The sequence below is a fragment of the Erwinia pyrifoliae DSM 12163 genome (assembly GCF_000026985.1).
In the GTDB taxonomy this organism is placed as follows: Bacteria; Pseudomonadota; Gammaproteobacteria; order Enterobacterales; family Enterobacteriaceae; genus Erwinia; species Erwinia pyrifoliae.
In genome coordinates, this window is sequence record NC_017390.1 from 161,156 (window position 1) to 185,973 (window position 24,818).

22 protein-coding genes and 1 pseudogene are annotated in these 24,818 nt (G+C 52.5%); 16 read left to right on the top strand and 7 right to left on the bottom strand.

What is annotated here, in order from left to right:
- Positions 1-111 precede the first annotated feature (111 nt).
- From rpmE to EPYR_RS00765, 7 genes are all read left to right on the top strand, one after another.
- Complete coding sequence (gene rpmE, locus EPYR_RS00735) at positions 112-324, top strand: 50S ribosomal protein L31 (RefSeq protein WP_012439895.1); 213 nt, start codon at positions 112-114, stop codon at positions 322-324.
- 160 nt (positions 325-484) lie between these two features.
- Positions 485-640, top strand: coding sequence for a hypothetical protein (locus EPYR_RS00740; RefSeq protein ID WP_226060693.1), 156 nt, complete (start codon positions 485-487; stop codon positions 638-640).
- A 99-nt stretch (positions 641-739) separates the two neighbouring features.
- The gene (locus EPYR_RS00745) at positions 740-961 is read left to right on the top strand and encodes a hypothetical protein (protein ID WP_012666529.1); all 222 of its coding nucleotides are present in this window, start codon (positions 740-742) and stop codon (positions 959-961) included.
- Between the two features lie 407 nt (positions 962-1,368).
- Positions 1,369-2,139, top strand: coding sequence for an ABC transporter permease (locus tag EPYR_RS00750; RefSeq protein WP_012666530.1), 771 nt, complete (start codon positions 1,369-1,371; stop codon positions 2,137-2,139).
- A 3-nt stretch (positions 2,140-2,142) separates the two neighbouring features.
- On the top strand, positions 2,143-2,850 hold the full coding sequence (locus EPYR_RS00755; RefSeq protein WP_012666531.1) for an ABC transporter ATP-binding protein: 708 nt from the start codon (positions 2,143-2,145) through the stop codon (positions 2,848-2,850).
- Between the two features lie 36 nt (positions 2,851-2,886).
- Positions 2,887-3,948 carry a glycosyltransferase family 2 protein gene (locus EPYR_RS00760; protein WP_012666532.1) on the top strand — a complete coding sequence of 354 codons (1,062 nt, stop codon included), beginning with the start codon at positions 2,887-2,889 and terminating at the stop codon, positions 3,946-3,948.
- Between the two features lie 43 nt (positions 3,949-3,991).
- Complete coding sequence (locus EPYR_RS00765) at positions 3,992-5,062, top strand: acyltransferase family protein (protein ID WP_012666533.1); 1,071 nt, start codon at positions 3,992-3,994, stop codon at positions 5,060-5,062.
- Positions 5,063-5,486: 424 nt separating this feature from the next.
- Here the strand turns inward: EPYR_RS00765 and metJ are convergent, their stop codons facing one another.
- Positions 5,487-5,804 carry a met regulon transcriptional regulator MetJ gene (gene metJ / locus EPYR_RS00770; protein ID WP_004154869.1) on the bottom strand — a complete coding sequence of 106 codons (318 nt, stop codon included), beginning with the start codon at positions 5,802-5,804 and terminating at the stop codon, positions 5,487-5,489.
- Positions 5,805-6,047: 243 nt separating this feature from the next.
- On the opposite strand from metJ, the gene metB reads away from it, so the two are divergent.
- From metB to metF, 3 genes are all read left to right on the top strand, one after another.
- Positions 6,048-7,208, top strand: a complete 1,161-nt coding sequence (gene metB, locus EPYR_RS00775; protein ID WP_012666534.1) for a cystathionine gamma-synthase — start codon at positions 6,048-6,050, stop codon at positions 7,206-7,208.
- A 2-nt stretch (positions 7,209-7,210) separates the two neighbouring features.
- Positions 7,211-9,646: a bifunctional aspartate kinase/homoserine dehydrogenase II gene (locus tag EPYR_RS00780; protein ID WP_012666535.1), complete on the top strand. Its 2,436-nt coding sequence runs from the start codon at positions 7,211-7,213 to the stop codon at positions 9,644-9,646.
- 258 nt (positions 9,647-9,904) lie between these two features.
- Positions 9,905-10,816 (top strand): methylenetetrahydrofolate reductase, encoded by a 912-nt coding sequence (gene metF, locus EPYR_RS00785; RefSeq protein ID WP_012666536.1) that lies wholly within the window; start codon positions 9,905-9,907, stop codon positions 10,814-10,816.
- 126 nt (positions 10,817-10,942) lie between these two features.
- Here metF and vapB read toward each other — a convergent pair.
- The 3 genes and pseudogenes from vapB to argE all read right to left on the bottom strand — a co-directional run bounded on the left by vapB (position 10,943) and on the right by argE (position 15,373).
- Positions 10,943-11,172, bottom strand: a pseudogene (vapB, locus tag EPYR_RS00790) (type II toxin-antitoxin system VapB family antitoxin).
- Between the two features lie 163 nt (positions 11,173-11,335).
- Positions 11,336-13,987 (bottom strand): phosphoenolpyruvate carboxylase, encoded by a 2,652-nt coding sequence (gene ppc / locus EPYR_RS00795; protein ID WP_012666539.1) that lies wholly within the window; start codon positions 13,985-13,987, stop codon positions 11,336-11,338.
- A 234-nt stretch (positions 13,988-14,221) separates the two neighbouring features.
- Entirely contained in the window at positions 14,222-15,373 is a 1,152-nt protein-coding gene (gene argE, locus EPYR_RS00800) for an acetylornithine deacetylase (protein ID WP_012666540.1), read from the bottom strand.
- Between the two features lie 171 nt (positions 15,374-15,544).
- Here argE and argB point away from each other — a divergent pair, with 171 nt between their 5' ends.
- The 3 genes from argB to argH all read left to right on the top strand — a co-directional run bounded on the left by argB (position 15,545) and on the right by argH (position 19,033).
- A complete protein-coding gene (gene argB / locus EPYR_RS00805) occupies positions 15,545-16,321 on the top strand; it encodes an acetylglutamate kinase (RefSeq protein ID WP_012666541.1) in 777 nt (258 codons plus the stop codon).
- Positions 16,322-16,352: 31 nt separating this feature from the next.
- On the top strand, positions 16,353-17,567 hold the full coding sequence (locus EPYR_RS00810) for an argininosuccinate synthase (protein WP_012666542.1): 1,215 nt from the start codon (positions 16,353-16,355) through the stop codon (positions 17,565-17,567).
- Between the two features lie 92 nt (positions 17,568-17,659).
- Positions 17,660-19,033 (top strand): argininosuccinate lyase, encoded by a 1,374-nt coding sequence (gene argH, locus EPYR_RS00815; protein ID WP_012666543.1) that lies wholly within the window; start codon positions 17,660-17,662, stop codon positions 19,031-19,033.
- A gap of 51 nt (positions 19,034-19,084) precedes the next feature.
- Here the strand turns inward: argH and EPYR_RS00820 are convergent, their stop codons facing one another.
- Entirely contained in the window at positions 19,085-19,816 is a 732-nt protein-coding gene (locus EPYR_RS00820; protein ID WP_012666544.1) for a glutathione peroxidase, read from the bottom strand.
- Positions 19,817-19,951: 135 nt separating this feature from the next.
- On the opposite strand from EPYR_RS00820, the gene oxyR reads away from it, so the two are divergent.
- Positions 19,952-20,875, top strand: coding sequence for a DNA-binding transcriptional regulator OxyR (oxyR, locus tag EPYR_RS00825; protein WP_012666545.1), 924 nt, complete (start codon positions 19,952-19,954; stop codon positions 20,873-20,875).
- On the opposite strand, the gene sthA is transcribed toward oxyR, so the two are convergent.
- Positions 20,849-22,249: a Si-specific NAD(P)(+) transhydrogenase gene (gene sthA / locus EPYR_RS00830; RefSeq protein ID WP_012666546.1), complete on the bottom strand. Its 1,401-nt coding sequence runs from the start codon at positions 22,247-22,249 to the stop codon at positions 20,849-20,851. The genes oxyR and sthA overlap by 27 nt on opposite strands.
- A gap of 192 nt (positions 22,250-22,441) precedes the next feature.
- Between sthA and fabR the strand changes: the two genes are divergently transcribed.
- Positions 22,442-23,098 carry an HTH-type transcriptional repressor FabR gene (gene fabR, locus EPYR_RS00835; protein WP_012666547.1) on the top strand — a complete coding sequence of 219 codons (657 nt, stop codon included), beginning with the start codon at positions 22,442-22,444 and terminating at the stop codon, positions 23,096-23,098.
- On the top strand, positions 23,095-23,448 hold the full coding sequence (locus tag EPYR_RS00840; protein WP_012666548.1) for a YijD family membrane protein: 354 nt from the start codon (positions 23,095-23,097) through the stop codon (positions 23,446-23,448). The genes fabR and EPYR_RS00840 overlap by 4 nt, the downstream gene beginning before the upstream one ends.
- A gap of 99 nt (positions 23,449-23,547) precedes the next feature.
- Here the strand turns inward: EPYR_RS00840 and trmA are convergent, their stop codons facing one another.
- Positions 23,548-24,651 carry a tRNA (uridine(54)-C5)-methyltransferase TrmA gene (gene trmA / locus EPYR_RS00845; RefSeq protein ID WP_012666549.1) on the bottom strand — a complete coding sequence of 368 codons (1,104 nt, stop codon included), beginning with the start codon at positions 24,649-24,651 and terminating at the stop codon, positions 23,548-23,550.
- Positions 24,652-24,818 lie beyond the last annotated feature (167 nt).

The following is a 24,818-nucleotide window of genomic DNA, read 5'->3' on the forward strand; positions in this document are numbered from 1 at the left end:
TTGGTACGGCATTTTAGTATCAACTTCACCTAAATATTAATCTTCGTGTGGTGCCGGTGCAGGATTATTCCTGGCGCGGGAGAGCGACACGGCCTTAACTGAGGTTTTCCCATGAAAAAAGGTATTCACCCAAATTACGCTGAAGTTACTGCTAAATGTTCTTGCGGTAACGAAATCAAAACCCGCTCTACCGTGGGTCATGACCTGAACCTGGACGTGTGCGGCAACTGCCACCCGTTCTATACCGGTAAGCAGCGTGACGTTGCCAGCGGTGGTCGTGTGGATCGCTTCAACAAGCGTTTCAGCATCCCAGGCAGCAAATAAGCAATCCGCCAGAAACGTTTACCGTTTCGGATGCAAGAAAACCCGGCTTCGGCTGGGTTTTTTTATGGCGTTTATTCAGCAAACGGTGGCGATGCGGGTTATCGCATCACGGCCCCGCACCGAACGATGACCGATGCAGAAAGTACTGACAGGCATGCCGATGCGTGACCCATATAATGAAGGAGAAAAGGCGGCTATAAACGCCGTCGTGGCTGCCGCCGGTGTTTTAGAAGATGAGGTACACATCCACCTCAATACGACATCGATGAAGACTGGCGGTAACGGGCGTGGCGACTCAGTCAGCAGTCAGGCATGAGTCCGACTCAGTTAGACGTTAAGGAAAATCTCAAACTTGAATTCGTCTGCTATTGAGATTAATCTTACGCTATCTTAATCGGACCAGAGTACAAAACTGATGTTGATTAATTTAAATACTTTCGCTGCAATGTTGCGCGCCCGGCCGGGGGAGCTTCTACACAATGTCAGAAATACCGGCTGCTTCAAAGGCATGACGCTTCCCAAAGCAATCGATAAAAACCTGGACAAAAGATACAAATTCGCCCCGCATTATATGTTTGATATGACTGATGCCATCGAATTTAAGACGAAAATCGATAACGCTCAGCCTAAACGATGAAATCTTTCTTTTGCCATTATAAGTCCGGTTGCCGGGTACGACTTATGACAAGGGAATTACCGTAAGTTATTTCATTTTTTATCAACAGAGGCAGGGGTATGGAAATTGATGGATGTGTTCATTCGATGCACCGCTATGACTTGCCCTAACTCAAATTAAAATAAATAACCCGATGGTAAATAAATTTCTTATAGATAGTGAATCTTCCTGCCAGCCTTATCAAGTAAAAATCAGGTGGTAGCTGCCATTTTTTTGTTAATTATCAAAGTCTTAATTTATGGTGTTTCGATGCATTGATAATCTCTTCTGTGATATAGTTTCGTTGTTAGTAAGGCCCTGTCTGGGTATGCTCACGGTTGAGACACAACTGTGAAAAGTTAAAATTTCGGGTAAATGGTGCAGTAAAAATGAACGATTTAAAGGCAGCGCTTGCCAGGTATCAATTATGGGTGTCATTGGGGTGGAACGATGTGTTAGGCCGATACCGGAGGTCGGTGCTCGGGCCGTTCTGGATAACCATATCAATGGGCGTTACCATATCAGCGATGGGACCTCTTTATGGGTCTTTGTTCGGGGCGGGATCTGAAAACTTTATCATGCATCTTGCGTTAGGCATGATTTTCTGGGCATTTTTGTCGTCATCTATTAACGATTCCTGCGGAATATTTAATGACTCAGCGACGATTATAAAGCAATCCGATCTTCCTTTATATATTTATATTCTTCGCGTTTTTTATCGGCAATTATCCATACTCTTACACAACTGTATAATTATCCCTTTTATAATATACATTACTCATTCTAGCGTTAATTGGCATTTAATTCTGTTCCTCCCCGCGCTTGCCGTGACGTCTGTGACTCTTGTCTCTGTCGGCATGATTTTAGGGGTTTTTTGTACACGCTACAGGGATATGGGGCCGGTCGTACAAAGTATCATAACACTGTGCTTTTTCGTCACGCCTATTATCTGGTCTCCGGAGCAACTTCCGCAAGGTAGAAGAGAGTTTGTAGACTACAACATCTTCTATTATTACCTCGAGCTTCTCAGAAAACCCCTCATGGGCGCAGCTCCAGAAACATATATATGGGTAGTAGCAGGTGCAACTTCTGTAATAATGTTGATCCTCTCCGGTCTGATCCTTTCAAAAAATCGCTCAAAAATCGTTTACTGGTTATAATATATGAAAATAAAATGTCAGCAAGTTGGTGTTAAATTTCCAATATTTAATTCTAACCAACGTTCTTTCAAAAAAAGCCTTTTCGGAGCAGCATCCGGAGGGCGAATTGGATCAACTAAGTCAGGCCTTGTTGAAGTTGAAGCCCTGAAAAACATTACTTTCGAACTCTCCAGAGGCGACAGGCTTGCTCTTATTGGGCATAACGGTTCAGGTAAAACTACTATGCTCAGAGTTCTTGCAGGGGCCTACAAGCCGACCTCAGGGAAGTTTGAAAGTCATGGACGTGTGACAAGTCTTATTGACCCTATGATGGGGATGGACGGAGAACTCACTGGGCTGGAAAATATAAAACTACGAGGTCTGTTCCTCGGATTATCAAAAGTCGAAATAAAAAATATTACGGAAGAAGTCGTTGAGTTCAGCGAATTAGGTGACTTTATCAAAGTACCGGTAAGAACCTATTCCAGCGGGATGGTTCTCCGGCTAGGGTTTTCTATTTCTACAGCTATCACGCCTGAAATACTTTTGATGGATGAGTGGATGAGCGTAGGGGATGAGAATTTCAAGAAGAAAGCAGAGCAGAGATTAAACGATTTCATTTCTAAAGCCGGAATTATGGTTATGGCTACCCACGACCACAATCTCGCAAAATCCGTATGCAATAAATTTATCAAATTAGAACACGGTGAAATTGTTACTTTAGCTGATTAAGAAGCACAATTTTAAAAACCTATTTGGGAAACATAAATGAATCAGAATGTTCAAAATTTCGACGGTAAGATCGAATTAAGCATCATTATACCGGCCTTTAATGTTATGGAGTACATTATAGAGTGTATAGATTCTGTGCTGGTACAATGGACTGAGAGCATAGAAATTATTGTTGTAAATGATGGTTCAACTGATGGAACCGACGTTCTTTTGGCAAAAGTGTATGGAAGTAATGAAAAAGTTACCATTATCAATCAGGAAAATAAGGGGCTGTCGTCGGCCAGAAATATGGGCTTATCAAAGGCCAGGGGAAGGTACATCGCACTTTTAGACGGTGACGACACGCTTAAATCAAATAGCCTCAAAAAAATAATGAGTTGCCTTGAGAAGAACTCTCCAGATGTTCTTATGGTAGATCATATGATGTCCTGGGATGATGGCGGGTTGTATGTGAAAAAATACGAAGGGAAATTGGTTAAAAATAACTTACTGGATGTAGAAGAAAATGCTGTTTTATCAAAGGTATATGATAATTCCGAGGTTTATATATGGAAGTACATTTTCAGAAGCGATTTTTACAGGAAAAAAGAATTTCCAGTTGGTCGTAATTTTGAAGATGTAAGAATATTTCCATTCTTGCTTAAGCAGTGCCGTACATTTTTCTACCTTCCCGTCATATTTATAAATTATAAACAACGTGAAGCCAGTATATTAAAAACAAAAAGCGTCAAAAACGTCCTCGACTTATCTTCTTCACCTGTTGATTTTCTGGATGAAGGCGGTAAGGATTTATTGACCAAAAATGAAGCGATCAGTTATACCGCCTTTTGCATGAAGGTATTTGTCTGGTCAGTACAGGATCTGTTGATCAGTAATGGCGGCTACCAGCACGTAAAAGTACTGTTGGATAATAACAAGAAATCGATCATTTGTGATAAAAATGAAGCCCTCAAGCTTCTTAAACTGAATGATAGAAAGAATTATGTTCTGTACAGAATGCTGACCTCTTCTGTTATTACCTTAAAGGCTGTTTTTTACCTTTTCAATAAGAATAAGTTCACAAAAAACTTTTTGAGAAAAATATACAACAGCATCTAAATTCAAAAAACAAGTATTCAGATATAGCATAAGGCAAGCGATTGTGAGAAATAATTATTTACAGGTTTCAAGGGGTCTGGCTTCATTAATCGTTTGCCTTCATCATTTGTTTGTAACACCTTACTTTTTCTATAACGCATCATCTCAGCTTTCACATTCTTCATTAGCGAATCTTGGGGATTTATCGGTAAGTTTTTTCTTTGCTCTAAGCGGCTTTGTGCTGATCCATAGCCTCGAAAAAAATAAAGTTAAACCGTTCGGATTCATCACGAATCGAATTCTACGAGTGTATCCCGAGTATATTCTTTGGACTACGATAGCCGTATTTATTTACTCGATTTACGGGAATGTGTTATTTAACGTTAATTTTTACCCGCGCGACTTAACAGAATGGATATATACGTACACTTTGATTCCTTTATTTGCAAAGAAAGATTTTGCTATGGTTTCAGGAACGTCGTGGAGTCTCGTTTATGAAATGTATTTCTATGTTTTGCTGTTTTTTACCTTGTTTTTTGTTAAAAAAATAAAGCAAACCCCGCTGATTTTAACCATCACCTTCTTTTTCCTCTCTTATATGGGCAGTCATTACTTTCATACTGACAAGGGAGGATGGGTTTATTATCCCTACATAATTTCAGATTTTAATTGTCTTTCATTTTCATTTGGGATGATGGTTTACTATTTCAAGGATAAATTCAAATTCAGTTTGTTTTCTGCCTTAAGCATCATCTTTTCAATTTTAATTGTTTTCATACTTACCGGTAGTACGGATACCAGCCATGTAAACTATGTTTTCATCTCAACTTTCATTCTTTTCTTTGTGACGAATATCAGGCAGGTCAATTCTACCTCTCTTGTTGGTAAAAAGCTTTTAAGCTGTGCGATTTTCTTGGGTGATTCATCTTATACTTTGTATATTACGCATTTGCTTTACGCCAAATTAGCCTGGGCTATTATTTCAATGGGTCATTACCTTCTGGCTGTTATTTTGAACATATTTGTTATCTTAATAGCATGTGTTAAATATCAGTATATAGGTAAGCCTTTGAACTCATTCGTAAAAAAATGGCAAATAAAGGCTAAATCTCATCTCCGATTTTATCATTTCTGATTTACCAGCCTAAATGGCTGAACTGTCCCAGGCGTGGTTACCCTCCGCCAGGCGATGAAAAAGCGCCAGGTGTTTTCGACAAACGACTCGGTAGGTAAGGTGACTTATCTGGCGAACAGGGACGCTTCGGAAAAATAAAGTATGCCAATCCACAACGGGCGACGGGTGATGAGCCGGTTGATTATCGCGTTCGCCGATCGCCTGAGCGCCCACATTTAATACGGTGGCNGTTACACAGAATTATTTACAGGGTCGGGCAGGGGCGATACTGCTGCCGGTGGCCATCATGGCCGTGCGGTGGAGCAATGCTGCACGTATTAATCAGGCAGAAGTGGTGGGGCGTTCTTCACGATGGTGGCTATCAGGACAGGGTGGCATCTGCTATGGCAACAGCTGCCCGACCTGATAACCGGTTTGTGCGTGCTTAGTATTCCCAGCTATCGGGATCGACGCCCATCGCCCGCATGATCGCTTTCGCCTCTTCGGGGATTTCGTCACTGCGCTCTTTACGCAGATCGACATCGTCCGGCAGCGGTTGACCGGTGAACGCATGCAGAAATGCTTCGCACAACAGTTCGCTGTTGGTGGCATGACGCAGGTTATTCACCTGGCGGCGCGTGCGTTCATCGGTCAGAATTTTCAATACTTTTAACGGAATGGATACCGTAATTTTTTTTACCTGCTCGCTCTTTTTGCCGTGCTCAGCGTAAGGGCTGATATATTCGCCGTTCCATTCAGCCATGAGATACCTTAGTCATATGTATAATGAGAAATGCCGAAATTTGCTTAATTATGCCGTAAGTCGGTGGCTATCACACCGGGATGGCCGCACTTTCTCCGGGGGAGATTGGCATAATTCTAACGGTTATTGCATCATTGCTCAATCTATACGCAAAGACATTTAGATGTCCAGATGTATTGACGTCTATCTTGCGGCTGTTTACTCTATATACTTTCTCTATTCTCCAGCAGGAACTGATGCACCATGACGCGTAAACAGGCAACCATTGCAGTACGTAGCGGTTTGAATGATGACGAGCAGTATGGCTGTGTTGTCCCCCCGATTCATCTGTCCAGCACCTATAACTTTACCGACTTCAATCAGCCACGCGCTCATGACTACTCACGCCGGGGCAACCCGACGCGTGATGTGGTGCAGCGTGCGCTGGCAGAACTGGAAGGTGGCGCCGGGGCGGTCATGACCAACACCGGGATGTCTGCGATTCATCTGGTGTGCACGGTATTTCTGCAACCGGGCGACCTGCTGGTCGCTCCGCACGACTGTTATGGTGGCAGCTACCGTCTTTTTGACAGCCTGAGCAAGCGCGGCGCGTACCGTGTGAAGTTTGTCGATCAGGGCGATAAAGCGGCTCTGCACGCTGCGCTGGCGGAAAACCCCAAACTGGTACTGATTGAAAGCCCAAGCAACCCGCTGCTGCGCGTGGTCGATATTCCCACCCTCTGCCAGGCGGCCGCCGCTGCCGGTGCGATCAGCGTGGTGGATAACACCTTCCTCAGCCCGGCATTGCAGAACCCGCTGGCGCTGGGTGCCGATCTGGTTATTCACTCCTGTACCAAATATCTCAACGGCCACTCCGATGTGGTGGCCGGGGCTGTGATCGCCAAAGATCCGCAGCACGTTACCGAGCTTGCCTGGTGGGCTAACAATATCGGCGTAACCGGTGCGGCGTTTGACAGCTATCTGTTATTGCGCGGGTTGCGCACCCTGTCTCCGCGTATGGCGGCGGCCCAGCGCAATGCCCTGGCGATTGTCGATTATCTGAAACAGCAACCGCTGGTGAAAAAGTTGTATCATCCTTCCCTGCCGGAGAACGCCGGGCATCAGTTTGCGCTCACACAGCAAAAAGGCTTCGGCGCGATGCTCAGTTTTGAGCTGGATGGAGATGAGGCGACGCTGCGTCGTTTTCTCAAAGCGCTGCATTTATTTACCCTGGCGGAGTCGCTGGGCGGCGTGGAGAGCCTGATTTCCCATACCGCCACCATGACGCATGCCGGCATGTCGGCAGAGGCGCGCGCCGCAGCGGGTATTTCCGAAACGCTGCTGCGGATTTCGGTGGGAATTGAAGATCACGAAGATTTAATCGCCGATCTGGACAATGCGTTCCAGGTTGCGGCCAAGAGGTGAGCATGAGTTATTCAGCAGTGGCGAAGGCGGGCAGTGCACGGCAATTGCACAAATTTGGTGGCAGCAGCCTGGCCGATGCCAAATGCTACCAGCGCGTTGCCGGAATAATGGCAGAATACAGTGAGCCGGGCGATTTGATGGTGGTATCGGCAGCGGGCAGTACCACCAACCAGCTGATTAGCTGGCTGAAACTGAGCCAGAGCGATCGGCTGTCTGCCCATCAGGTGCAACAGGCGCTGCGGCGTTATCAGAGTGACCTGATTAGCAGTCTGCTACCGCCGGAAGTTGCCGCCCCACTGATTGCTGAATTTATTTCCGATCTGGAGAAGCTGGCGGCGCTGCTGGACGGCGTTATTTCCGATGTGGCCTATGCCGAGGTGGTTGGGCACGGCGAAATCTGGTCGGCGCGTCTGATGTCAGCAGTACTGACGCTGCGCGATATTGAAGCCGGATGGCTGGATGCCCGTCACTTTTTACGCGCCGAGCGTGCGGTGCAGCCGCAGGTGGATGAAGCAAAATCATTGCCGCTGCTGCAACAGCTGATGGCGCAGCATCCGTCACAGCGCCTGGTGGTAACCGGCTTTATCTGTGGCAATGATGCCGGTGAGACGGTGTTGTTAGGGCGCAACGGCAGCGACTACTCAGCAACGCAAATCGGCGCGCTGGCGGGCGTGTCACGGGTGACCATCTGGAGTGACGTGGCCGGAGTATATAGCGCCGATCCACGCAAGGTGAAAGATGCCTGCCTGCTGCCGCTGCTGCGGCTGGATGAAGCCAGCGAGCTGGCGCGCCTGGCGGCTCCGGTGCTGCATAGCCGCACTCTGCAGCCGGTCTCCGGCAGCGATATCGATTTACAGCTGCGCTGCAGCTACCAGCCGGAGCAGGGGTCGACGCGCATTGAGCGCGTACTGGCTTCGGGAACCGGCGCGCGTATCGTGACCAGTCATGATGATGTCTGTCTGATTGAGTTCCAGGTGCCCGCGCACCATGACTTTGCCAGCCTGCATAAAGAGATAGACCAGCTGCTGCAACGTGCTCAGGTGCGTCCGTTGGCAACCGGCGTTCACCCTGACCGTAATCTGCTGCAGCTGTGCTACACCTCGGAAGTCGTGAACAGTGCGCTCACCCTGTTACAGGATGCCGCTCTGCCGGGGCGTTTACAGCTGCGCGAAGGCATGGCGCTGGTGGCGATGGTCGGAGCGGGCGTTTGCCGCAATCCGTTGCACAGCCACCGCTTCTGGCAGCAGATGAAAGACCAGCCGGTTGAATTTATCTGGCAGTCCCAGGACGGCATCAGCCTGGTGGCGGTGCTGCGCGTCGGGCCGACCGAACATTTGATCCGTGGACTGCATCAAACGCTGTTCCGCGCAGAAAAGCAGATTGGCCTGGTGCTGTTTGGCAAAGGGAATATTGGCTCACGCTGGCTGGAGCTGTTTGCCCGTGAACAGGAAACGATTTCAGCACGCACCGGATTTGAATATATTCTGGCGGGCGTGGTGGACAGTCGTCGCAGCCTGCTGAGCTATGAAGGGCTGGACGCCAGCCGGGCGCTGGCCTTCTTTGAAGATGAAGCCGTCTTACAGGATACGGAGTCGCTGTTCCTGTGGATGCGTGCGCACCCGTTTGACGATTTAGTGGTGCTGGACGTCACCGCCAGTGAAACCCTGGCTGAACAGTATCTTGACTTCGCCAGTTACGGCTTCCACGTTATTGGCGCGAATAAAGTGGCGGGGGCCTCAACCAGCGACAGCTATCGCCAGATCCGTGATGCCTTCGCCAAAACCGGGGGGCACTGGTTGTATAACGCCACCGTTGGAGCCGGACTGCCGGTGAACCACACGGTGCGCGATCTGCGTGAAAGCGGTGACAGCATCCTGTCGATTAGCGGTATTTTCTCCGGCACGCTGTCATGGCTGTTCTTGCAGTTTGACGGTACGGTGCCGTTCACCGAGCTGCTCGATCAGGCCTGGCAGCAGGGGTTAACCGAACCGGACCCGCGTGTCGATCTCTCCGGTCAGGACGTGATGCGCAAGCTGGTGATCCTTGCCCGTGAGGCGGGCTACGATATTGAACCCGACCAGGTGCGCGTTGAGTCCCTGGTGCCGGCGGATTGCCAGTCGGGTTCGGTTGACCACTTCTTTGACAATGGCGATGCGTTAAACGACCAGATGCTGCAACGCTTTGAAGCGGCGCAGGAGATGGGGCTGGTTCTGCGCTACGTTGCGCGCTTTGACGCCAATGGTAAAGCGCGCGTTGGTGTGGAAGCGGTGCGTGCCGATCATCCTCTGGCTGCGCTGCTGCCCTGTGATAATGTCTTCGCCATTGAAAGCCGCTGGTATCGTGATAATCCGCTGGTGATCCGCGGGCCGGGTGCCGGGCGCGATGTCACAGCCGGAGCCATTCAGTCAGACCTCAATCGTCTGGCGCAGCTGCTGTAATATCACCGTAAAGGCTAAGCCCCGGCGTAGCATGCGCTGCGTTGGGGTGCTGCTGCATTCCCTTGCTTTATCGCCTCTGCTGCTTTCTGAATTCGCCGCTGTTTTCCCATACCTGAAATTTCCTCATCCGCGCGTGAGAAGATGTCAAGGCCGATCGCCATTTATCTGTTGACTGAATAACCGATCTCCTCCATTTTGAATGTCTGGACGTCTAAACGGATAGCCGTGTAACGGCAGCGATCGATGAGGTAAACGGGTATGAGTTTTTTCCACGCAAATCAGCGCGAAGCACTGAACCAGAGTCTGGCCGAGATCAGCGGACAGATTAATGTCTCCTTTGAGTTTTTTCCGCCGCGCACCGGTGAAATGGAAGACATCCTGTGGAACTCAATCGATCGCCTTAGCAGCCTGAAACCGAAATTTGTTTCGGTAACCTATGGTGCAAACTCCGGCGAACGCGACCGCACCCACAGTATTATTAAAGGCATTAAGGAGCGTACGGGTCTGGAAGCGGCACCGCACCTGACTTGCGTCGATGCTACCCGGGATGAGTTACGCACCATTGCCGAAGATTACTGGAACAACGGTATTCGCCATATTGTGGCGCTACGCGGCGATCTGCCGCCGGGCGGCGGCCAGCCGGAAATGTACGGGGCCGATCTGGTGGCACTCCTGAAGGAAGTGGGGGACTTTGATATTTCGGTTGCCGCCTATCCGGAAGTGCACCCGGAAGCGAAAAGCGCGCAGTCAGACCTGATCAACCTGAAACGTAAGATAGATGCGGGTGCCAACCGTGCCATTACTCAGTTCTTCTTCGATGTGGAAAGCTATCTGCGTTTTCGCGATCGCTGTGTCTCTACCGGCATTGACGTTGAGATCGTACCGGGCATTCTTCCGGTATCGAATTTTAAGCAGCTGCAGCGTTTTGCCACCATGACCAACGTGCGCGTGCCGGGCTGGATGACAAGCATGTTTGCCGGGCTGGATGATGACCCGGAAACGCGCAAAATGGTGGGTGCAAACGTGGCAATGGATATGGTGAAAATCCTCAGTCGCGAAGGGGTGAAGGACTTCCATTTCTATACGCTGAACCGTGCGGAATTAAGCTATGCCATCTGCCATACGCTGGGCGTGCGTCCGGCTCCGGCTTTGGTGCTGGCCGCCTCTTAACGATACAGGGAAAAAGTGCGGCTTAGCGCGTGTCGCCGGGTTAACGGTTGGCCCAGTCCTCCAGGCGCAGACCCGGAACGCGCTCAAGCTCACGCAGGTTGTTGTTGACCAGCATGAATTTCAGCATCAGACATGTTCTCGTCTCTGCTCTGAAGGTTGTTCACGATCGTCCATAAAGTCAGCGGTGACATTTTCACCATCAAACCAGTTATCCCAGCTTTCACCCACCGACGATATAATGCGCGTGCGGTCAATGGCAATCATATCAACGCACTTAACATCTTCCGGTAGTGCCAGGGCTTTGGGCTGGTGTACCGCCTGTGAGCGGTTGTTTTAAAAACGGTGGTTTTTTCCATTTCAACGCCTTCTTTCAGAGAGTTAACGGTCTCAGCATAGTGCATTTCAGGGGTATGTTGCAGGGAGATACATTGAGTCATGCTCACTCAATGCCCGGCCTGATGGCCGGGAGATGATGAGCATTTTCAGGCAGGGCACGGATCGCCCGTGCCAGACTTAGCGTTAACCGGTATTACGCATCCCCGCCGCGACGCCAGCAATGGTCACCATCAGCGCCTGCTCGACGCGGGCATCCGGCTCACCGCCCGCTGCTTCCTGCTGGCGTGAACGGTGCAGCAGTTCGGCCTGCAAGACGTTAAGCGGATCGGTATAGACATTACGCAGCGCAATCGACTCGGCAATCCACGGCTGGTCGGCCATCAGATGCGCATCGTTGGCAATGGTCAGCACCGCTTTGATATCGGACTCCAGCCGATCGCGCAGCTGTTTGCCCAGCGGCCACAGTGATTTATCGACCAGGCGCTGATCGTAATATTCCGCCAGCCACAGGTCGGCCTTCGAGAACACCATTTCCAGCATCCCCAGGCGCGTAGAGAAGAATGGCCAGTCGCGGCACATGGCTTCCAGCTGGTCCTGATGGCCGTCTGCCATCGCCTGCTGGAGCGCAGCCCCGGCACCGAGCCAGGCGGGCAGCATCAGGCGGTTCTGCGTCCAGGCGAAGATCCAAGGAATGGCACGTAGCGACTCGACGCCGCCGGCTGGACGCCGTTTCGCCGGACGGGAGCCGAGCGGCAGTTTAGCCAGCTCCTGCTCTGGCGTGGCAGAACGGAAGTACGGCACAAAGTCCGCGTGTTCACGCACGTAGCCACGGTACATTTGACAGGAGACCGTCGACAGCCGATCCATAATGCCGATCCACTCGGTCTTTGGCTCCGGCGGCGGCAACAGGTTGGCTTCGAGGATCGCCCCGGTGTACAGCGACAGGCTGCTGATGGTCACTTCCGGCAGGCCGTACTTAAAGCGGATCATCTCACCCTGTTCGGTGACGCGCAGCCCACCTTTCAGGCTGCCCGGCGGCTGGGACAGCAGCGCCGCATGTGCCGGAGCGCCACCGCGCCCAATGCTACCGCCGCGTCCGTGGAACAGCGTCAGGGTAATTCCGGCCTTCTCACAGGTTTTGATCAGCGCATCCTGTGCCTGATACTGCGCCCAGCTGGCCGCCATTACACCGGCATCTTTTGCCGAGTCGGAGTAACCAATCATCACCATCTGCTTGCCCTGAATCAGACCGCGATACCAGTCGATATTCAGCAGCTGGCTCATCACCGCGTTGGCATTATTCAGGTCGTCGAGGGTTTCAAACAGCGGAGCCACCGGCATGGCATAGCCAATCCCGGCTTCTTTCAACAGCAGATGCACCGTCAGCACGTCAGACGGTGTTTTCGCCATTGAGATAACATAGGCGGCAATCGATCCCTGGGGCGCTTCAGCGGCCACGCGACAGGTATCCAGCACCTCTTTGGTTTCGGCGCTCGGCTCCCACTGACGCGGCGTCAGCGGGCGTTTGGAATTCAGTTCGCGGATCAGGAACGCCTGCTTGTCGGCTTCTGACCAGCTCTCAAAATCGCCCAGACCAAGATAACGGGTGATTTCAGCAATCGCCTCCGTGTGGCGGGTGCTTTCCTGACGGATATCGATGCGTACCAGCGGCACGCCAAAACACTTCACGCGGCGCAGGGTATCCAGTAGCTGGCCGTTAGCAATAATGCCCATACCGCAGGCCTGTAATGACTGGTAGCAGGTATACAGTGGGTTCCACAGCTGTTCGTTCGAAATCAGCAGGTCGGCAGGGCGCGCTAAACGTTCGCCTTTCAGGCGGCCAGCCAGGTAAGCCTGGGTGCTCATCAGCTGGCTGCGCAGGTTTTTCATAATCTCGCGGTACGGCTCCAGCGCTTCCGGGTTGCCGCACAGCTCGCGCACTTCCGGCGTACATTCGGACATCGACAGCTCGGAAATCAGTACGGCGATGTCGCGCAGGAACAGGTCGGTGGCTTTCCAGCGGCTGAGTTGCATGACGTGGCGAGTGATATCGGCGGTGACGTTCGGGTTGCCGTCACGGTCGCCTCCCATCCATGAGGTAAACTGCACCGGAACAAAGTCGACTGGCAGGGTATAACCAAAAGCGGCTTCTACCTGCTCGTTCAGCTCACGCAGGAACTGAGGCACACCTTCCCACAGGCTGTTTTCCACCACCGCAAAACCCCACTTGGCTTCGTCAACCGGGGACGGACGATATTTACGGATTTCGTCGGTATGCCATGCTTGCGCGACCAGCTGGCGCAGGCGGCGCATGATCTGTGCGTGCTCATAGTCAGATAAATCATTGTGATCTAACTGCTTGAGACAGCTGTTCACTTCCACCAGTTTGTGGATCAGGGTGCGGCGTGTGATTTCAGTCGGATGCGCGGTCAGTACCAGTTCCAGCGACAGGGAACCAAGGGCTTCATGGACGGCAGCTTCGGTGAGGGCCGGCTGCTGCTTCAGGCGCTGAAACGTTTTCGCCAGCAGTTCCGGATTCTTAGCACCTTCGCCGTTCGGCGAAATGGTGTGGTACTGCTCGGCAACGTTGGTGAGGTTCAGGAACTGGCTGAAAGCGCGTGCAACCGGCAGCAGCTCGTCGTTAGACAGGTTTTGCAGCGTGGAAAGCAGTTCCTGACGGTGGGCGTCATGACCCGCACGAGATGACTTAGAGAGTTTACGAATAGTTTCTACCCGGTCGAGGATGTTCTCTCCCAGTGCATCTTTAATCGTATCCCCGAGCAGTTTGCCGAGCATACTGACATTACTTCGCATTGCGGAATATTGTTCGTTCATATGATCCCTGACACCCTTTCTTGTATTTTCGCGTTTTTTTCACCCTGCTGAGTCTGTTATCTAGCCACGTTAAGCACGATTCGTCAATTAGCCTACATTCTGCGCATGATGCGGCTAACTCTTAGAAATTTAGAGAATTTAATGAAGTGATGGTGAGATAATTTATTCTCATTATTAGGAATAATAAAAATGGGGCAAAGGGTTGTTTTCACCGTTAAATACCCCGACAGTGGCCTAATGGTGGCAAAAATGGTGCACCACCTGAGCGATCAGTTCGTGCGTTGGCTTAATAAAGGCGGTATCGATAAATTCATCCGGCTGATGTGCCTGGTCGATCGATCCCGGTCCTAACACCAGCGTTGGACAGATTTGCTGAATAAACGGCGCTTCGGTGCAGTAGTTCACCACTTCCGTTTCGCTGCCCAGCAGCTTTTCAACCACCTGTACCAGCTGATGTTCCCGTGGGCACTCATAGCCCGGAATGGGCGGGTGAAGCTCGCCGACGGTCAGACGGCCTGGCCAGCGTGCGCTCACCGGAGCCAGCGCCTCATTCAGCAGCCCGTCGAGATCGCTTAACGTCAGGCCAGGCAGCGGGCGGATATCCATATGCAGTTCACAGCAGGCGCAGATACGGTTAGCCGCATCCCCGCCGTGAATATGGCCAAAGTTCATCGTCGGGTAAGGAATGGCAAAACCCGCATGATGATAGCGTTCCTTCAGCGTGTTGCGTAGCCCCATTAACCGGGTGATGGATTCGTGCATCAGTTCAATGGCGTTGACGCCACGGCCCGGATCGCTGGAGTGGCCGGACTGCCCCTGAATACGGATGACGTTCGAGATATGGCCTTTATGCGCACGCACCGGTTTCAGCGAGGTTGGCTCGCCGATAATCGCGCAGTCCGGGCGCAGAGCGGTTGATTCAGAGAAGTATTTTGCGCCAGCCATCGTGGTTTCTTCATCGGCGGTGGCGAGGATATACAGCGGTTTTTTCAGCGTTGACAGCTCCACATCACGCAGGGTATCTAAAATAAAGGCGAAGAAACCTTTCATATCTGCGGTGCCGAGGCCGAACAGCTTATTGTCATGCTCGGTCAGGGTGAAAGGGTCGCGGGTCCAGCGGCCATCGTCAAAGGGAACGGTATCGGTATGACCTGCCAGCAGCAGGCCGCCAGCACCGCTGCCGCTTTTCGCCAGCATATTGAATTTGTTGCGCGTGCCGGGAACCGGCTGCACCTCAACGGTAAAGCCAAGATCGCGGAACCAGCCGCCGAGCAAATTGATTAAAGTTTCATTGCTTTGATCGAGCGCGCTATCGGTAGCGCTGATTGATGGCGTTGCAATCAACTGGCGGTAAATCTCGATAAAATTAGGTAATTTTGTCTTCACTGTTGACGGTCCTTGCGTTAGGATAGTATCAATATTCATGCACTAATAGTGAATAAAAATACAATAGCGGCGGATGAATGGGAACCGATAATTCTCTTTATCCGCAGCCATAGTTGCACCAGCGCCTTAGCAGCCCTGAAGCGCGGTTACTGACAGAGAGCGAGTGACTTCATGACCAATCCGTTAATTATCAAGTTAGGTGGTGTTTTGCTGGACAGCGAAGAGGCGCTGGAGCGTCTTTTCACTGCCCTGGTAAGCTACCGTAGCACGCATCAGCGGCCTTTGCTGATCGTTCACGGTGGTGGCTGCCTGGTCGATGAGCTGATGAGCAAACTGTCGTTGCCGGTGACGAAGAAAAACGGTCTGCGCGTGACGCCAGCCGATCAGATTGATGTGATCACCGGTGCGCTGGCCGGAACGGCCAACAAAACGCTGCTGGCGTGGTCGAAAAAACACGGCATTGACGCGGTTGGCCTGTGTCTTGGCGATGGGGGCAGCGTCAATGTTGAGCGCTTCGATGAGGAATTGGGGCACGTTGGCCTGGCCACTCCGGGTATGCCGCGCCTGATGAATACTCTGCTGGCGGCGGGTTATCTGCCGGTGGTTAGCTCAATCGGTATCACGCAGGATGGCCTGCTGATGAATGTGAACGCCGATCAGGCTGCCACAGCGCTGGCAGCCACTCTGGGCGCAGATCTTATCCTGCTCTCTGATGTGAGCGGTATTCTGGATGCCAGCAAGCAGCGTATTGCAGAGATGACGGCAGAGAAAGCTGAACGGCTGATCGCCGACGGGGTGATTACCGACGGTATGATCGTTAAAGTGAATGCCGCACTGGAGGCTGCCCGCACGCTGGGACGCCCGGTCGATATTGCCAGCTGGCGCCATGCCGAACAGCTGCCTGACTTGTTTAACGGCGTGTCGATTGGCACCCGTATTCTCGCTTAATCAGTAACGTATTCAATCAAGGAAAAAGACAATGCAAGACAAAAGCATCAAGAAAATCGTACTGGCTTACTCCGGCGGTCTGGATACTTCAGCCATCATTCCGTGGCTGAAAGAGAACTACGGCGGCTGCGAAGTGGTGGCATTCGTGGCGGATATCGGCCAGGAACGTGGCGATCTGGAAGGCGTGGAGCAGAAAGCCCTGCAGTCCGGCGCGTCAGAGTGCCATGTGGTGGATCTGCGTGAAGAGTTCATCAGCGAGTACGTTTATCCGGTGCTGCAAACCGGCGCCCTGTATGAAGGCACCTATCTGCTGGGTACGTCGATGGCGCGCCCGATTATTGCCAAAGCTCAGGTAGAGCTGGCGCTGAAAGTCGGAGCGGATGCCCTGTGCCACGGTGCAACCGGTAAAGGAAATGACCAGGTGCGTTTTGAAACCACCTATACCGCGCTGGCGCCACAGCTGAAAGTGGTGGCTCCGTGGCGCGAGTGGGATCTGCGTTCCCGTGAGGCGCTGCTGGACTATCTGAAAGAGCGCAATATCCCCACCACCGCGTCACTGGAAAAAATCTACAGCCGCGATGAAAACGCCTGGCACATCTCTACCGAAGGCGGCGTGCTGGAAAGCCCGTGGAATGCACCGAATAAGGATTGCTGGGTGTGGACCGTCGATCCGCTGGAAGCGCCTGACCAGCCAGAGCAGGTCACTGTTGCCGTTGAGAAAGGCCGCGTCGTCGCGGTAAACGGCGAAGCGTTAAGCCCGTTCGGCTGCCTGGACAAGCTGAATGCGATCGGTGCGCGTCACGGCGTGGGCCGTATCGACATCGTGGAAAACCGTCTGGTGGGCATCAAATCGCGCGGCTGCTACGAAACCCCCGGCGGCACTATTATGGTCAACGCGCTGCGTGCGGTTGAGCAGCTGGTTCTCGATCGTGACAGCTTCAAGTGGCGTGAGCAGCTGGGTCTGGAAATGTCCTATGTGGTTTACGACGGCCGCTGGTTTGCCCCGCTGCGTAAATCGATTCAGGCCTCCGCTGAAGCGCTGGCAGAAGAAGTGAACGGTGAAGTGGTACTGCAACTGTATAAAGGCCAGGTTACCGCCATTCAGAAGAAATCGGCCAACAGCCTGTACTCTGAAGAGTTTGCTACCTTCGGCGAAGACGAAGTGTACGACCACCGTCATGCGGGCGGCTTTATCCGTCTGTTCTCACTCTCTTCACGCATCCGTGCGTTGAACGAAAAGAAGTAAACTTTCGTGCAGGGCGAGGTTGACCTCGCTGCTGAATATATCAGGGGCGGCACAGGTGCCGCCCTTATCAGATGAGCTAAGGAGCACTGAACATGGCACTTTGGGGTGGACGGTTTACGCAGCCAGCAGATCAACGTTTCAAGCAGTTTAATGACTCACTGCGCTTCGACTATCGTCTGGCAGAGCAGGACATTATTGGCTCCGTCGCCTGGTCCAAAGCGCTGGTAACGGTCAATGTATTAACCCATGCGGAGCAGCAGCAGCTGGAAAGCGCGCTGAATACGCTGCTGGATGAAGTGCGCGCCGATCCGCAGCAGATTCTGGCCAGCGACGCCGAAGATATTCATAGCTGGGTGGAGGGCAAACTGATTGATAAAGTCGGGGTGCTGGGGAAAAAACTCCACACCGGCCGTAGCCGCAATGACCAGGTTGCAACCGATCTGAAACTGTGGTGCAAAGCGCAGGTCGGCGAGCTGCTGGTCGCCACGCGTCAGTTCCAGCAGGCGCTGGTGGCCACCGCAGAAGCTAATCAGGATGCGGTAATGCCGGGTTATACCCACCTGCAACGCGCTCAGCCCGTTACCTTTGCACACTGGTGCCTGGCCTATGTGGAGATGCTGGCGCGTGATGAAAGCCGCCTGCAGGATACGCTGAAGCGCCTGGACGTCAGCCCGCTGGGCTGCGGCGCTCTGGCGGGAACCGCTTATGGCATCGATCGTGAGCAGCTGGCCGGCTGGTTGGGTTTCGCCTATGCCACGCGCAACAGCCTTGATACCGTTTCCGATCGCGACCATGTGCTGGAACTGCTGTCCGATGCTTCCATCGGCATGGTGCACCTGTCGCGCTTCGCGGAAGATCTGATTTTCTTTAATACCGGTGAGGCCGGGTTTGTCGAGCTGTCCGATAAGGTGACGTCCGGTTCGTCGCTGATGCCGCAGAAGAAAAATCCGGACGCGCTGGAGCTGATCCGTGGCAAGGTTGGCCGCGTACAGGGCGCGCTGACGGCCATGAGCATGACGCTGAAAGGCCTGCCGCTGGCGTACAACAAAGATATGCAGGAAGACAAAGAAGGGCTGTTCGATGCGCTCGACACCTGGGCTGACTGCCTGCATATGGCGGCGCTGGTGCTGGACGGCATTCAGGTGAAACGTCTGCGCTGTAAAGAAGCGGCGGAGCAGGGTTATGCCAACTCCACTGAACTGGCGGATTATCTTGTCGCCAAAGGCGTGCCTTTTCGTGAAGCGCACCATATTGTGGGTGAAACGGTAGTGGAAGCGATTAAGCAGGGCGTGGCGCTTGAAGCGCTGAAGCTATCGGAATTGCAGAAGTTCAGTAGCGTCATCGGCGACGATGTGTATGCCATTTTGTCACTGCAATCCTGCCTGGATAAGCGTAATGCCAAAGGCGGCGTGTCTTTGCATCAGATCTCGCAAGCAATTACTGAAGCCAAACAGCGTCTGGCATGATCTAAAAAGGCGGGTCATCAGACCCGCCTCAATCAGGATATATGCGAATCATTACGCAGAGAAGTATTGCTCTAAGTCATCGCTGCCGCCGATATGGCGTCCGCCAATGAAGACCTGTGGCACGGTAGCCCGACCGCTAACGGCACGCAGGCTGACGGTGGTGGCATCCTGGCCCAGAACAATCTCTTCAAACTGAATCCCGCGGTCCAGCAGCATCTGTTTGGCTTTCGCACAGAACGGGCAGCCTGGTTTGGTAAACAGGGAAACGGATTCCTGCACCTTATATTCCGGTGCCACGTAGCGCAGCATGGTATCGGCATCAGACACTTCAAACGGGTCGCCCGGCTTGTTTGGCTCGACAAACATCTTCTCTACCACACCGTTGCGAACCAGCATTGAATAGCGCCATGAGCGCGGGCCGAAGCCAAGATCGGCTTTCTCTACCAGCATCTCCATGCCACGGGTGAATTCACCGTTACCATCAGGAATGAAGGTAATGTGTTCAGCGCGCTGATCGGCTTTCCAGGCATTCATCACAAAGGTGTCGTTGACGGAGATACACAGGATGCTGTCCACGCCATGCTGTTTAAAGACATCTGACAGTTCGTTGTAACGCGGCAGATGGCTGGACGAGCAGGTAGGGGTAAACGCGCCCGGCAGTGAAAAGACGATCACCGTTTTGTCTTTGAACAGCTCATCAGTGGTGACATCAATCCAGCTGTCGCCCTGGCGTGTATGAAAAGTGACCTGCGGGATGGATTTACCTTCCTGACTTGCAAACATAAAAGACCTCTCGGTTGACTGACTGAAGTAGTTTTTATCTTGATAAGTCACATTATCGATATTCAAGCTTGATAGGGATAATCGTTGATTGCTATCCTATCTATCGCCACGGGCTATCGTGGAATGGAGGATAAGATGAATATTCGTGATCTGGAGTACCTTGGTGCGCTGGCGGAGCACCGCCATTTTCGCCGTGCAGCCGATTCCTGCCACGTCAGCCAGCCTACGCTGAGTGGTCAGATTCGTAAACTGGAAGATGAACTGGGCGTGATGCTGCTGGAACGCACCAGCCGCAAAGTGTTATTCACTCAGGCTGGTCTGCTGCTGGTGGATCAGGCGCGTACCATACTGCGTGAAGTCAAGGTGCTGAAGGAGATGGCCAGCCAGCAGGGGGAAGCGATGTCTGGCCCGCTGCATATTGGTCTGATCCCCACCGTTGGCCCGTATCTGCTGCCGCAGATTGTCCCCACCTTGCATCAGGCTTTCCCTAAGCTGGAGATGTATCTGCATGAAGCGCAGACGCACCAGCTGCTGGCGCAGCTGGACAGCGGCAAGCTGGATTGCGCGATCCTCGGGCTGGTGAAGGAGTCGGAAGCCTTTATTGAAGTGCCGCTGTTTGACGAGCCGATGCGGCTGGCGATCTATGCCGATCATCCGTGGCACGAACGCGATCGGGTGGCGATGTCCGAACTGGCCGGTGAAAAACTGCTGATGCTGGAAGATGGTCACTGTCTGCGCGATCAGGCGATGGGCTTCTGCTTCCAGGCGGGAGCTGACGAAGACACGCATTTCCGCGCCACCAGTCTGGAAACGCTGCGCAATATGGTGGCGGCGGGCAGCGGTATCACGCTGCTGCCAGCACTGGCGGTGCCGAAAGAGAGAGTGCGTGACGGGGTTTGCTACCTGCCGTGCTATAAACCGGAGCCTCAGCGCACGATTGCCCTGGTGTATCGCCCGGGTTCACCTCTGCGTGGCCGTTATGAACAGCTGGCAGAGGCAGTCCGTGAACATATGCAGGTCGTGATGGAGAATTTAAAACAGCCGGTTCAGGCCATTTAGCGCAGCAACCCGGTAGGCTTCTGCCATTGTCGGGTAGTTGAAGGTGGTATTCACGAAGTATTCAATCGTGTTGCCACCGTTTTTCTGTTCCATTATTGCCTGGCCGATATGGATGATCTCGGCGGCGCGTTCGCCAAAGCAGTGAATGCCCAGAATCTCTTTGGTTTCACGGTGGAACAGGATTTTCAGGCTACCGACATCCATGCCGACAATCTGCGCGCGCGCAAGGTGTTTAAACTGCGCCCGGCCCACTTCGTATGGCACTTTCATCGCCGTCAGCTGCTGCTCGGTTTTCCCGACGGAACTGATTTCCGGAATGGTATAAATACCGGTCGGAATGTCTTCAATCAGATGGGCGGTTGCTTCCCCTTTGATCATCGCCTGTGCGGCAATACGCCCCTGATCGTAGGCCGCCGAGGCCAGACTTGGGTAACCAATCACATCACCCACCGCGTAGATATGCGGCTGTGCCGTCTGGTACATGCTGTTCACTTTCAACAGGCCGCGACCGTCGGCCTCGAGTCCGATATTTTCCAGCGACAATGAATCGGTGTTACCGGTACGGCCATTGGCGTACAGCAGGCAGTCCGCCTTCAGCTTTTTACCCGATTTCAGGTGCATGATGACACCATCAGTCACTCCTTCAATCTTCTCGAACTCTTCGTTGTGGCGGATAACCACCCCGTTATTCCAGAAATGGTAGGACAGTGAGTCTGACATTTCCTGGTCGAGGAATGCCAGCAGGCGGTCGCGGGTATTAATCAAATCGACCTTGACGGCCAGCCCACGAAAAATGGAGGCATATTCACAGCCGATCACGCCGGCACCATAGATAATCACATGGCCAGGCTCATGGTGCAGATTGAGGATTGAGTCACTGTCATAGATACGCGGGTGGCTAAAATCAACGTCCGGTGGGTGATAAGGACGAGAACCACAGGCAATGACGAATTTTTCTGCCGTCAGCCGCTCAATGCTGCCGTCATGGGTTTCAATTTCGATGGTGTTGGCATCAACGAAACGCGCATCCCCCTGATAGAGTTCGCAGTGGTTGCGTTCATAGAAGCCCTGACGCATATGGGTTTGCTGGCTTATCACGTTTTCGGTGTGATTGAGAATGTCGGCGAAAGAGGAACGCAGAAGACGCGTATGGTCGCTATAAAGGGGATTTTGGTTGAACTCAATAATGCGGCTAACGGCGTGGCGCAGCGCTTTCGATGGGATGGTTCCCCAGTGTGTGCAACCGCCGCCGATGTTGTGATAGCGCTCAATTACTGCGATGCGCGCGCCCTGTTTCACCAGCCCCATTGCGGCACCTTCACCGCCGGGACCTGAACCAATAACAATGGCGTCGTAATCATAAGACTTTTGCATACCCATACGCCCTATATTTTATACAAATTCACAACGTGATTGTAACATCATGCCGGCAACTTCCCAATTCTAACCGTATTTTATACCACCAATTGATAAATTGCCGAGTTACCAGGGATCCACGAAGTTTGCCGGACTGTACGCTGAAATTTTTGTTATAGTGCCCCTCTGGCATGCACAAAAGGCATAAAAATGGGCGTCAGAGCGCAGCAAAAAGAACGTACACGGCGTACACTTATCGAAGCGGCTTTCAGTCAACTTAGCGCCGAGCGTAGTTTTGCCAGTCTCAGTTTACGAGAAGTTTCCAGGGAAGCGGGTATTGCCCCAACCTCATTTTATCGTCATTTTCGTGATGTGGATGAATTAGGGTTAACCATGGTGGATGAAAGCGGCCTGATGCTGCGTCAGCTGATGCGCCAGGCGCGCCAGCGTATCGCTAAAGGTGGCAGTGTGATCCGCACATCCGTTTCCACCTTTATGGAGTTTATCGATAATAACCCAAACGCATTTCGCCTGCTGCTACGTGAGCGTTCCGGGACTTCAGCCGCGTTCCGTGCTGCCGTTGCCCGCGAAATTCAGCATTTCATTGCCGAGCTGGCGGATTATCTGGAGGTTGAAAACCGCGTGCCGCGCAGCTTTACTGAAGCACAGGCGGAAGCGATGGTCATCATCGTGTTTAACGCCGGGGCCGAAGCGCTGGATATTGATGGTGGGCAACGTCGCCAGCTGGAAGAGCGGCTGGTACTGCAACTTCGTATGATTTCGAAGGGGTCATACTATTGGTATCGGCGGGAACAGGAGAAGCTGGCGGTCATACTGCAACCCAACGATAAAAAGGAGAAAACATGAGTTTAGCGACGGGTCGGGATAAGGGAACCCTGTTATTGACATTTCTTACCGGACTGGCGATCAACGGCTCTTTTGCCGCTTTGTTCAGTAGTGTGGTGCCGTTTTCGATATTTCCGCTGATTGTACTGGGTCTTTCCGCCTGGGGCCTGCATCAGCGTTATCTCAATCGTGCCATGCCGGACGGTATGCCGTCTCTGGCGGCGGCATTCTTCCTGCTGGGTATTCTGGTATACAGCGCGATAGTCAGAGCGGAGTACCCTGATATAGGTTCTAATTTTGTACCTGTCATTTTTATGGTGATCGTGGTCTTCTGGATTGGCCTGCGCTTAAAACGGCGGTCTTCCACCTAGCGGCTCTTTCCGTGTAGCCTGCTTTTCAGCCAACAAGGCGGCACGTTAACGACAGATTCTGATAACACGCGCCTGCCTCGCTGGCAGGCGTGTGTTGTTTCAACTGCGGCGCGTCAGTAATACACCGCACTCCATATGATGTGTATACGGGAACTGGTCAAACAGCGCCAGGCGCGTAATGTCATGCGTGGTGGACAGCGTGGCCAGGTTGTCGCACAGCGTCTGCGGGTTGCAGGAGATATAAAGAATACGTGGATAAGCCTGTACCATTTTCACCGTTTCATCATCCAGCCCGCTGCGCGGCGGATCGACGAACAGGGTTTCGCACTGGTAGCTGGTGAGATCGATTCCCTCCAGTCGCTTAAAACGCCTTTCGCCATTCATTGCCTGGGTGAACTCTTCCGCCGCCATACGGATAATCTGAACATTCTCTATCTGGTTAACTGCAATATTGTACTGTGCAGACGCTACCGATGGCTTGGCGATCTCGGTCGCCAGCACGCGATTGAAGTTGCGCGCCAGCGCCAGCGAGAAATTACCGTTACCACAGTAAAGTTCCAGCAGGTCGCCCCTGGCATGGCGCGTGCTATCCAGCGCCCATTCCAGCATTTTGACGTTCACAGCGGCATTTGGCTGCGTGAAGCTGTTCTCCACCTGGCGATAGGTGATCTCATGGCCGTCCACGGTCAGTCGTTCATCAACGTAATCCTGGTCGAGGCAGATTTTCGTTTTAGTGGCACGGCCGATCAGATGCAGATCGAAACCTTCCGCCCGTAGGCTATCGCGCAGGGCTTTCGCGGCCTGTTGCCACTCTTCATCCAGTTTACGGTGATAGAGCATTGATACCACCATCTGGCCGCTTACCGTCGACAGATAGTCAATCTGGAAAAGTTTAAATCGCAGTACGCGCTGGTCACGTATCCTGTCAATAAGACGCGGCATCAGGCGATTAATCAGTTCACTGGCTGCCGGGAAATTGTCGACGCGGATGCGTTCACGCGTCTGCTGATCGAAAATGATGTGGTAGAGATCGTCGCCCTCGTGCCAGATGCGGAACTCTGCGCGCATCCGGTAATGGCTGACCGCTGAACGGAAGACTTCCACTTCCGGGGCGTTAAACGCAGACATCATTGATGTCAGGCGTGTCACTTTCTCAGTGAGCTGGTCTTCATATTGCTCAATTGGCAGCTGTTCGGGGGTCATGTTGATTCCTGATGGTTTGTCAGTGATAGCCGGCCGATTGTAGGGGTTCTGCAACTCATGTCCAGCGTTGTCCTTACCGGTAACCGGTCAGAATGGGCTGCGCTGGCTGGTGGTTTTTTACCGTTTCCTATCCAGTGATATCCGGATTCAACGTTCGTGGTAGAATT

What these genes read in the sequence shown, in the direction of transcription:
- rpmE (WP_012439895.1), top strand. Translation starts at nt 112, where the DNA reads ATGAAAAAAGGTATTCACCCAAATTACGCTGAAGTTACTGCTAAATGT.
- EPYR_RS00740 (WP_226060693.1), top strand. Translation starts at nt 485, where the DNA reads ATGCGTGACCCATATAATGAAGGAGAAAAGGCGGCTATAAACGCCGTC.
- EPYR_RS00745 (WP_012666529.1), top strand. Translation starts at nt 740, where the DNA reads ATGTTGATTAATTTAAATACTTTCGCTGCAATGTTGCGCGCCCGGCCG.
- EPYR_RS00750 (WP_012666530.1), top strand. Translation starts at nt 1,369, where the DNA reads ATGAACGATTTAAAGGCAGCGCTTGCCAGGTATCAATTATGGGTGTCA.
- EPYR_RS00755 (WP_012666531.1), top strand. Translation starts at nt 2,143, where the DNA reads ATGAAAATAAAATGTCAGCAAGTTGGTGTTAAATTTCCAATATTTAAT.
- EPYR_RS00760 (WP_012666532.1), top strand. Translation starts at nt 2,887, where the DNA reads ATGAATCAGAATGTTCAAAATTTCGACGGTAAGATCGAATTAAGCATC.
- metJ (WP_004154869.1), bottom strand. Translation starts at nt 5,804, where the DNA reads ATGGCTGAATGGAACGGCGAATATATCAGCCCTTACGCTGAGCACGGC.
- metB (WP_012666534.1), top strand. Translation starts at nt 6,048, where the DNA reads ATGACGCGTAAACAGGCAACCATTGCAGTACGTAGCGGTTTGAATGAT.
- EPYR_RS00780 (WP_012666535.1), top strand. Translation starts at nt 7,211, where the DNA reads ATGAGTTATTCAGCAGTGGCGAAGGCGGGCAGTGCACGGCAATTGCAC.
- metF (WP_012666536.1), top strand. Translation starts at nt 9,905, where the DNA reads ATGAGTTTTTTCCACGCAAATCAGCGCGAAGCACTGAACCAGAGTCTG.
- ppc (WP_012666539.1), bottom strand. Translation starts at nt 13,987, where the DNA reads ATGAACGAACAATATTCCGCAATGCGAAGTAATGTCAGTATGCTCGGC.
- argB (WP_012666541.1), top strand. Translation starts at nt 15,545, where the DNA reads ATGACCAATCCGTTAATTATCAAGTTAGGTGGTGTTTTGCTGGACAGC.
- EPYR_RS00810 (WP_012666542.1), top strand. Translation starts at nt 16,353, where the DNA reads ATGCAAGACAAAAGCATCAAGAAAATCGTACTGGCTTACTCCGGCGGT.
- argH (WP_012666543.1), top strand. Translation starts at nt 17,660, where the DNA reads ATGGCACTTTGGGGTGGACGGTTTACGCAGCCAGCAGATCAACGTTTC.
- EPYR_RS00820 (WP_012666544.1), bottom strand. Translation starts at nt 19,816, where the DNA reads ATGTTTGCAAGTCAGGAAGGTAAATCCATCCCGCAGGTCACTTTTCAT.
- oxyR (WP_012666545.1), top strand. Translation starts at nt 19,952, where the DNA reads ATGAATATTCGTGATCTGGAGTACCTTGGTGCGCTGGCGGAGCACCGC.
- sthA (WP_012666546.1), bottom strand. Translation starts at nt 22,249, where the DNA reads ATGCAAAAGTCTTATGATTACGACGCCATTGTTATTGGTTCAGGTCCC.
- fabR (WP_012666547.1), top strand. Translation starts at nt 22,442, where the DNA reads ATGGGCGTCAGAGCGCAGCAAAAAGAACGTACACGGCGTACACTTATC.
- EPYR_RS00840 (WP_012666548.1), top strand. Translation starts at nt 23,095, where the DNA reads ATGAGTTTAGCGACGGGTCGGGATAAGGGAACCCTGTTATTGACATTT.
- trmA (WP_012666549.1), bottom strand. Translation starts at nt 24,651, where the DNA reads ATGACCCCCGAACAGCTGCCAATTGAGCAATATGAAGACCAGCTCACT.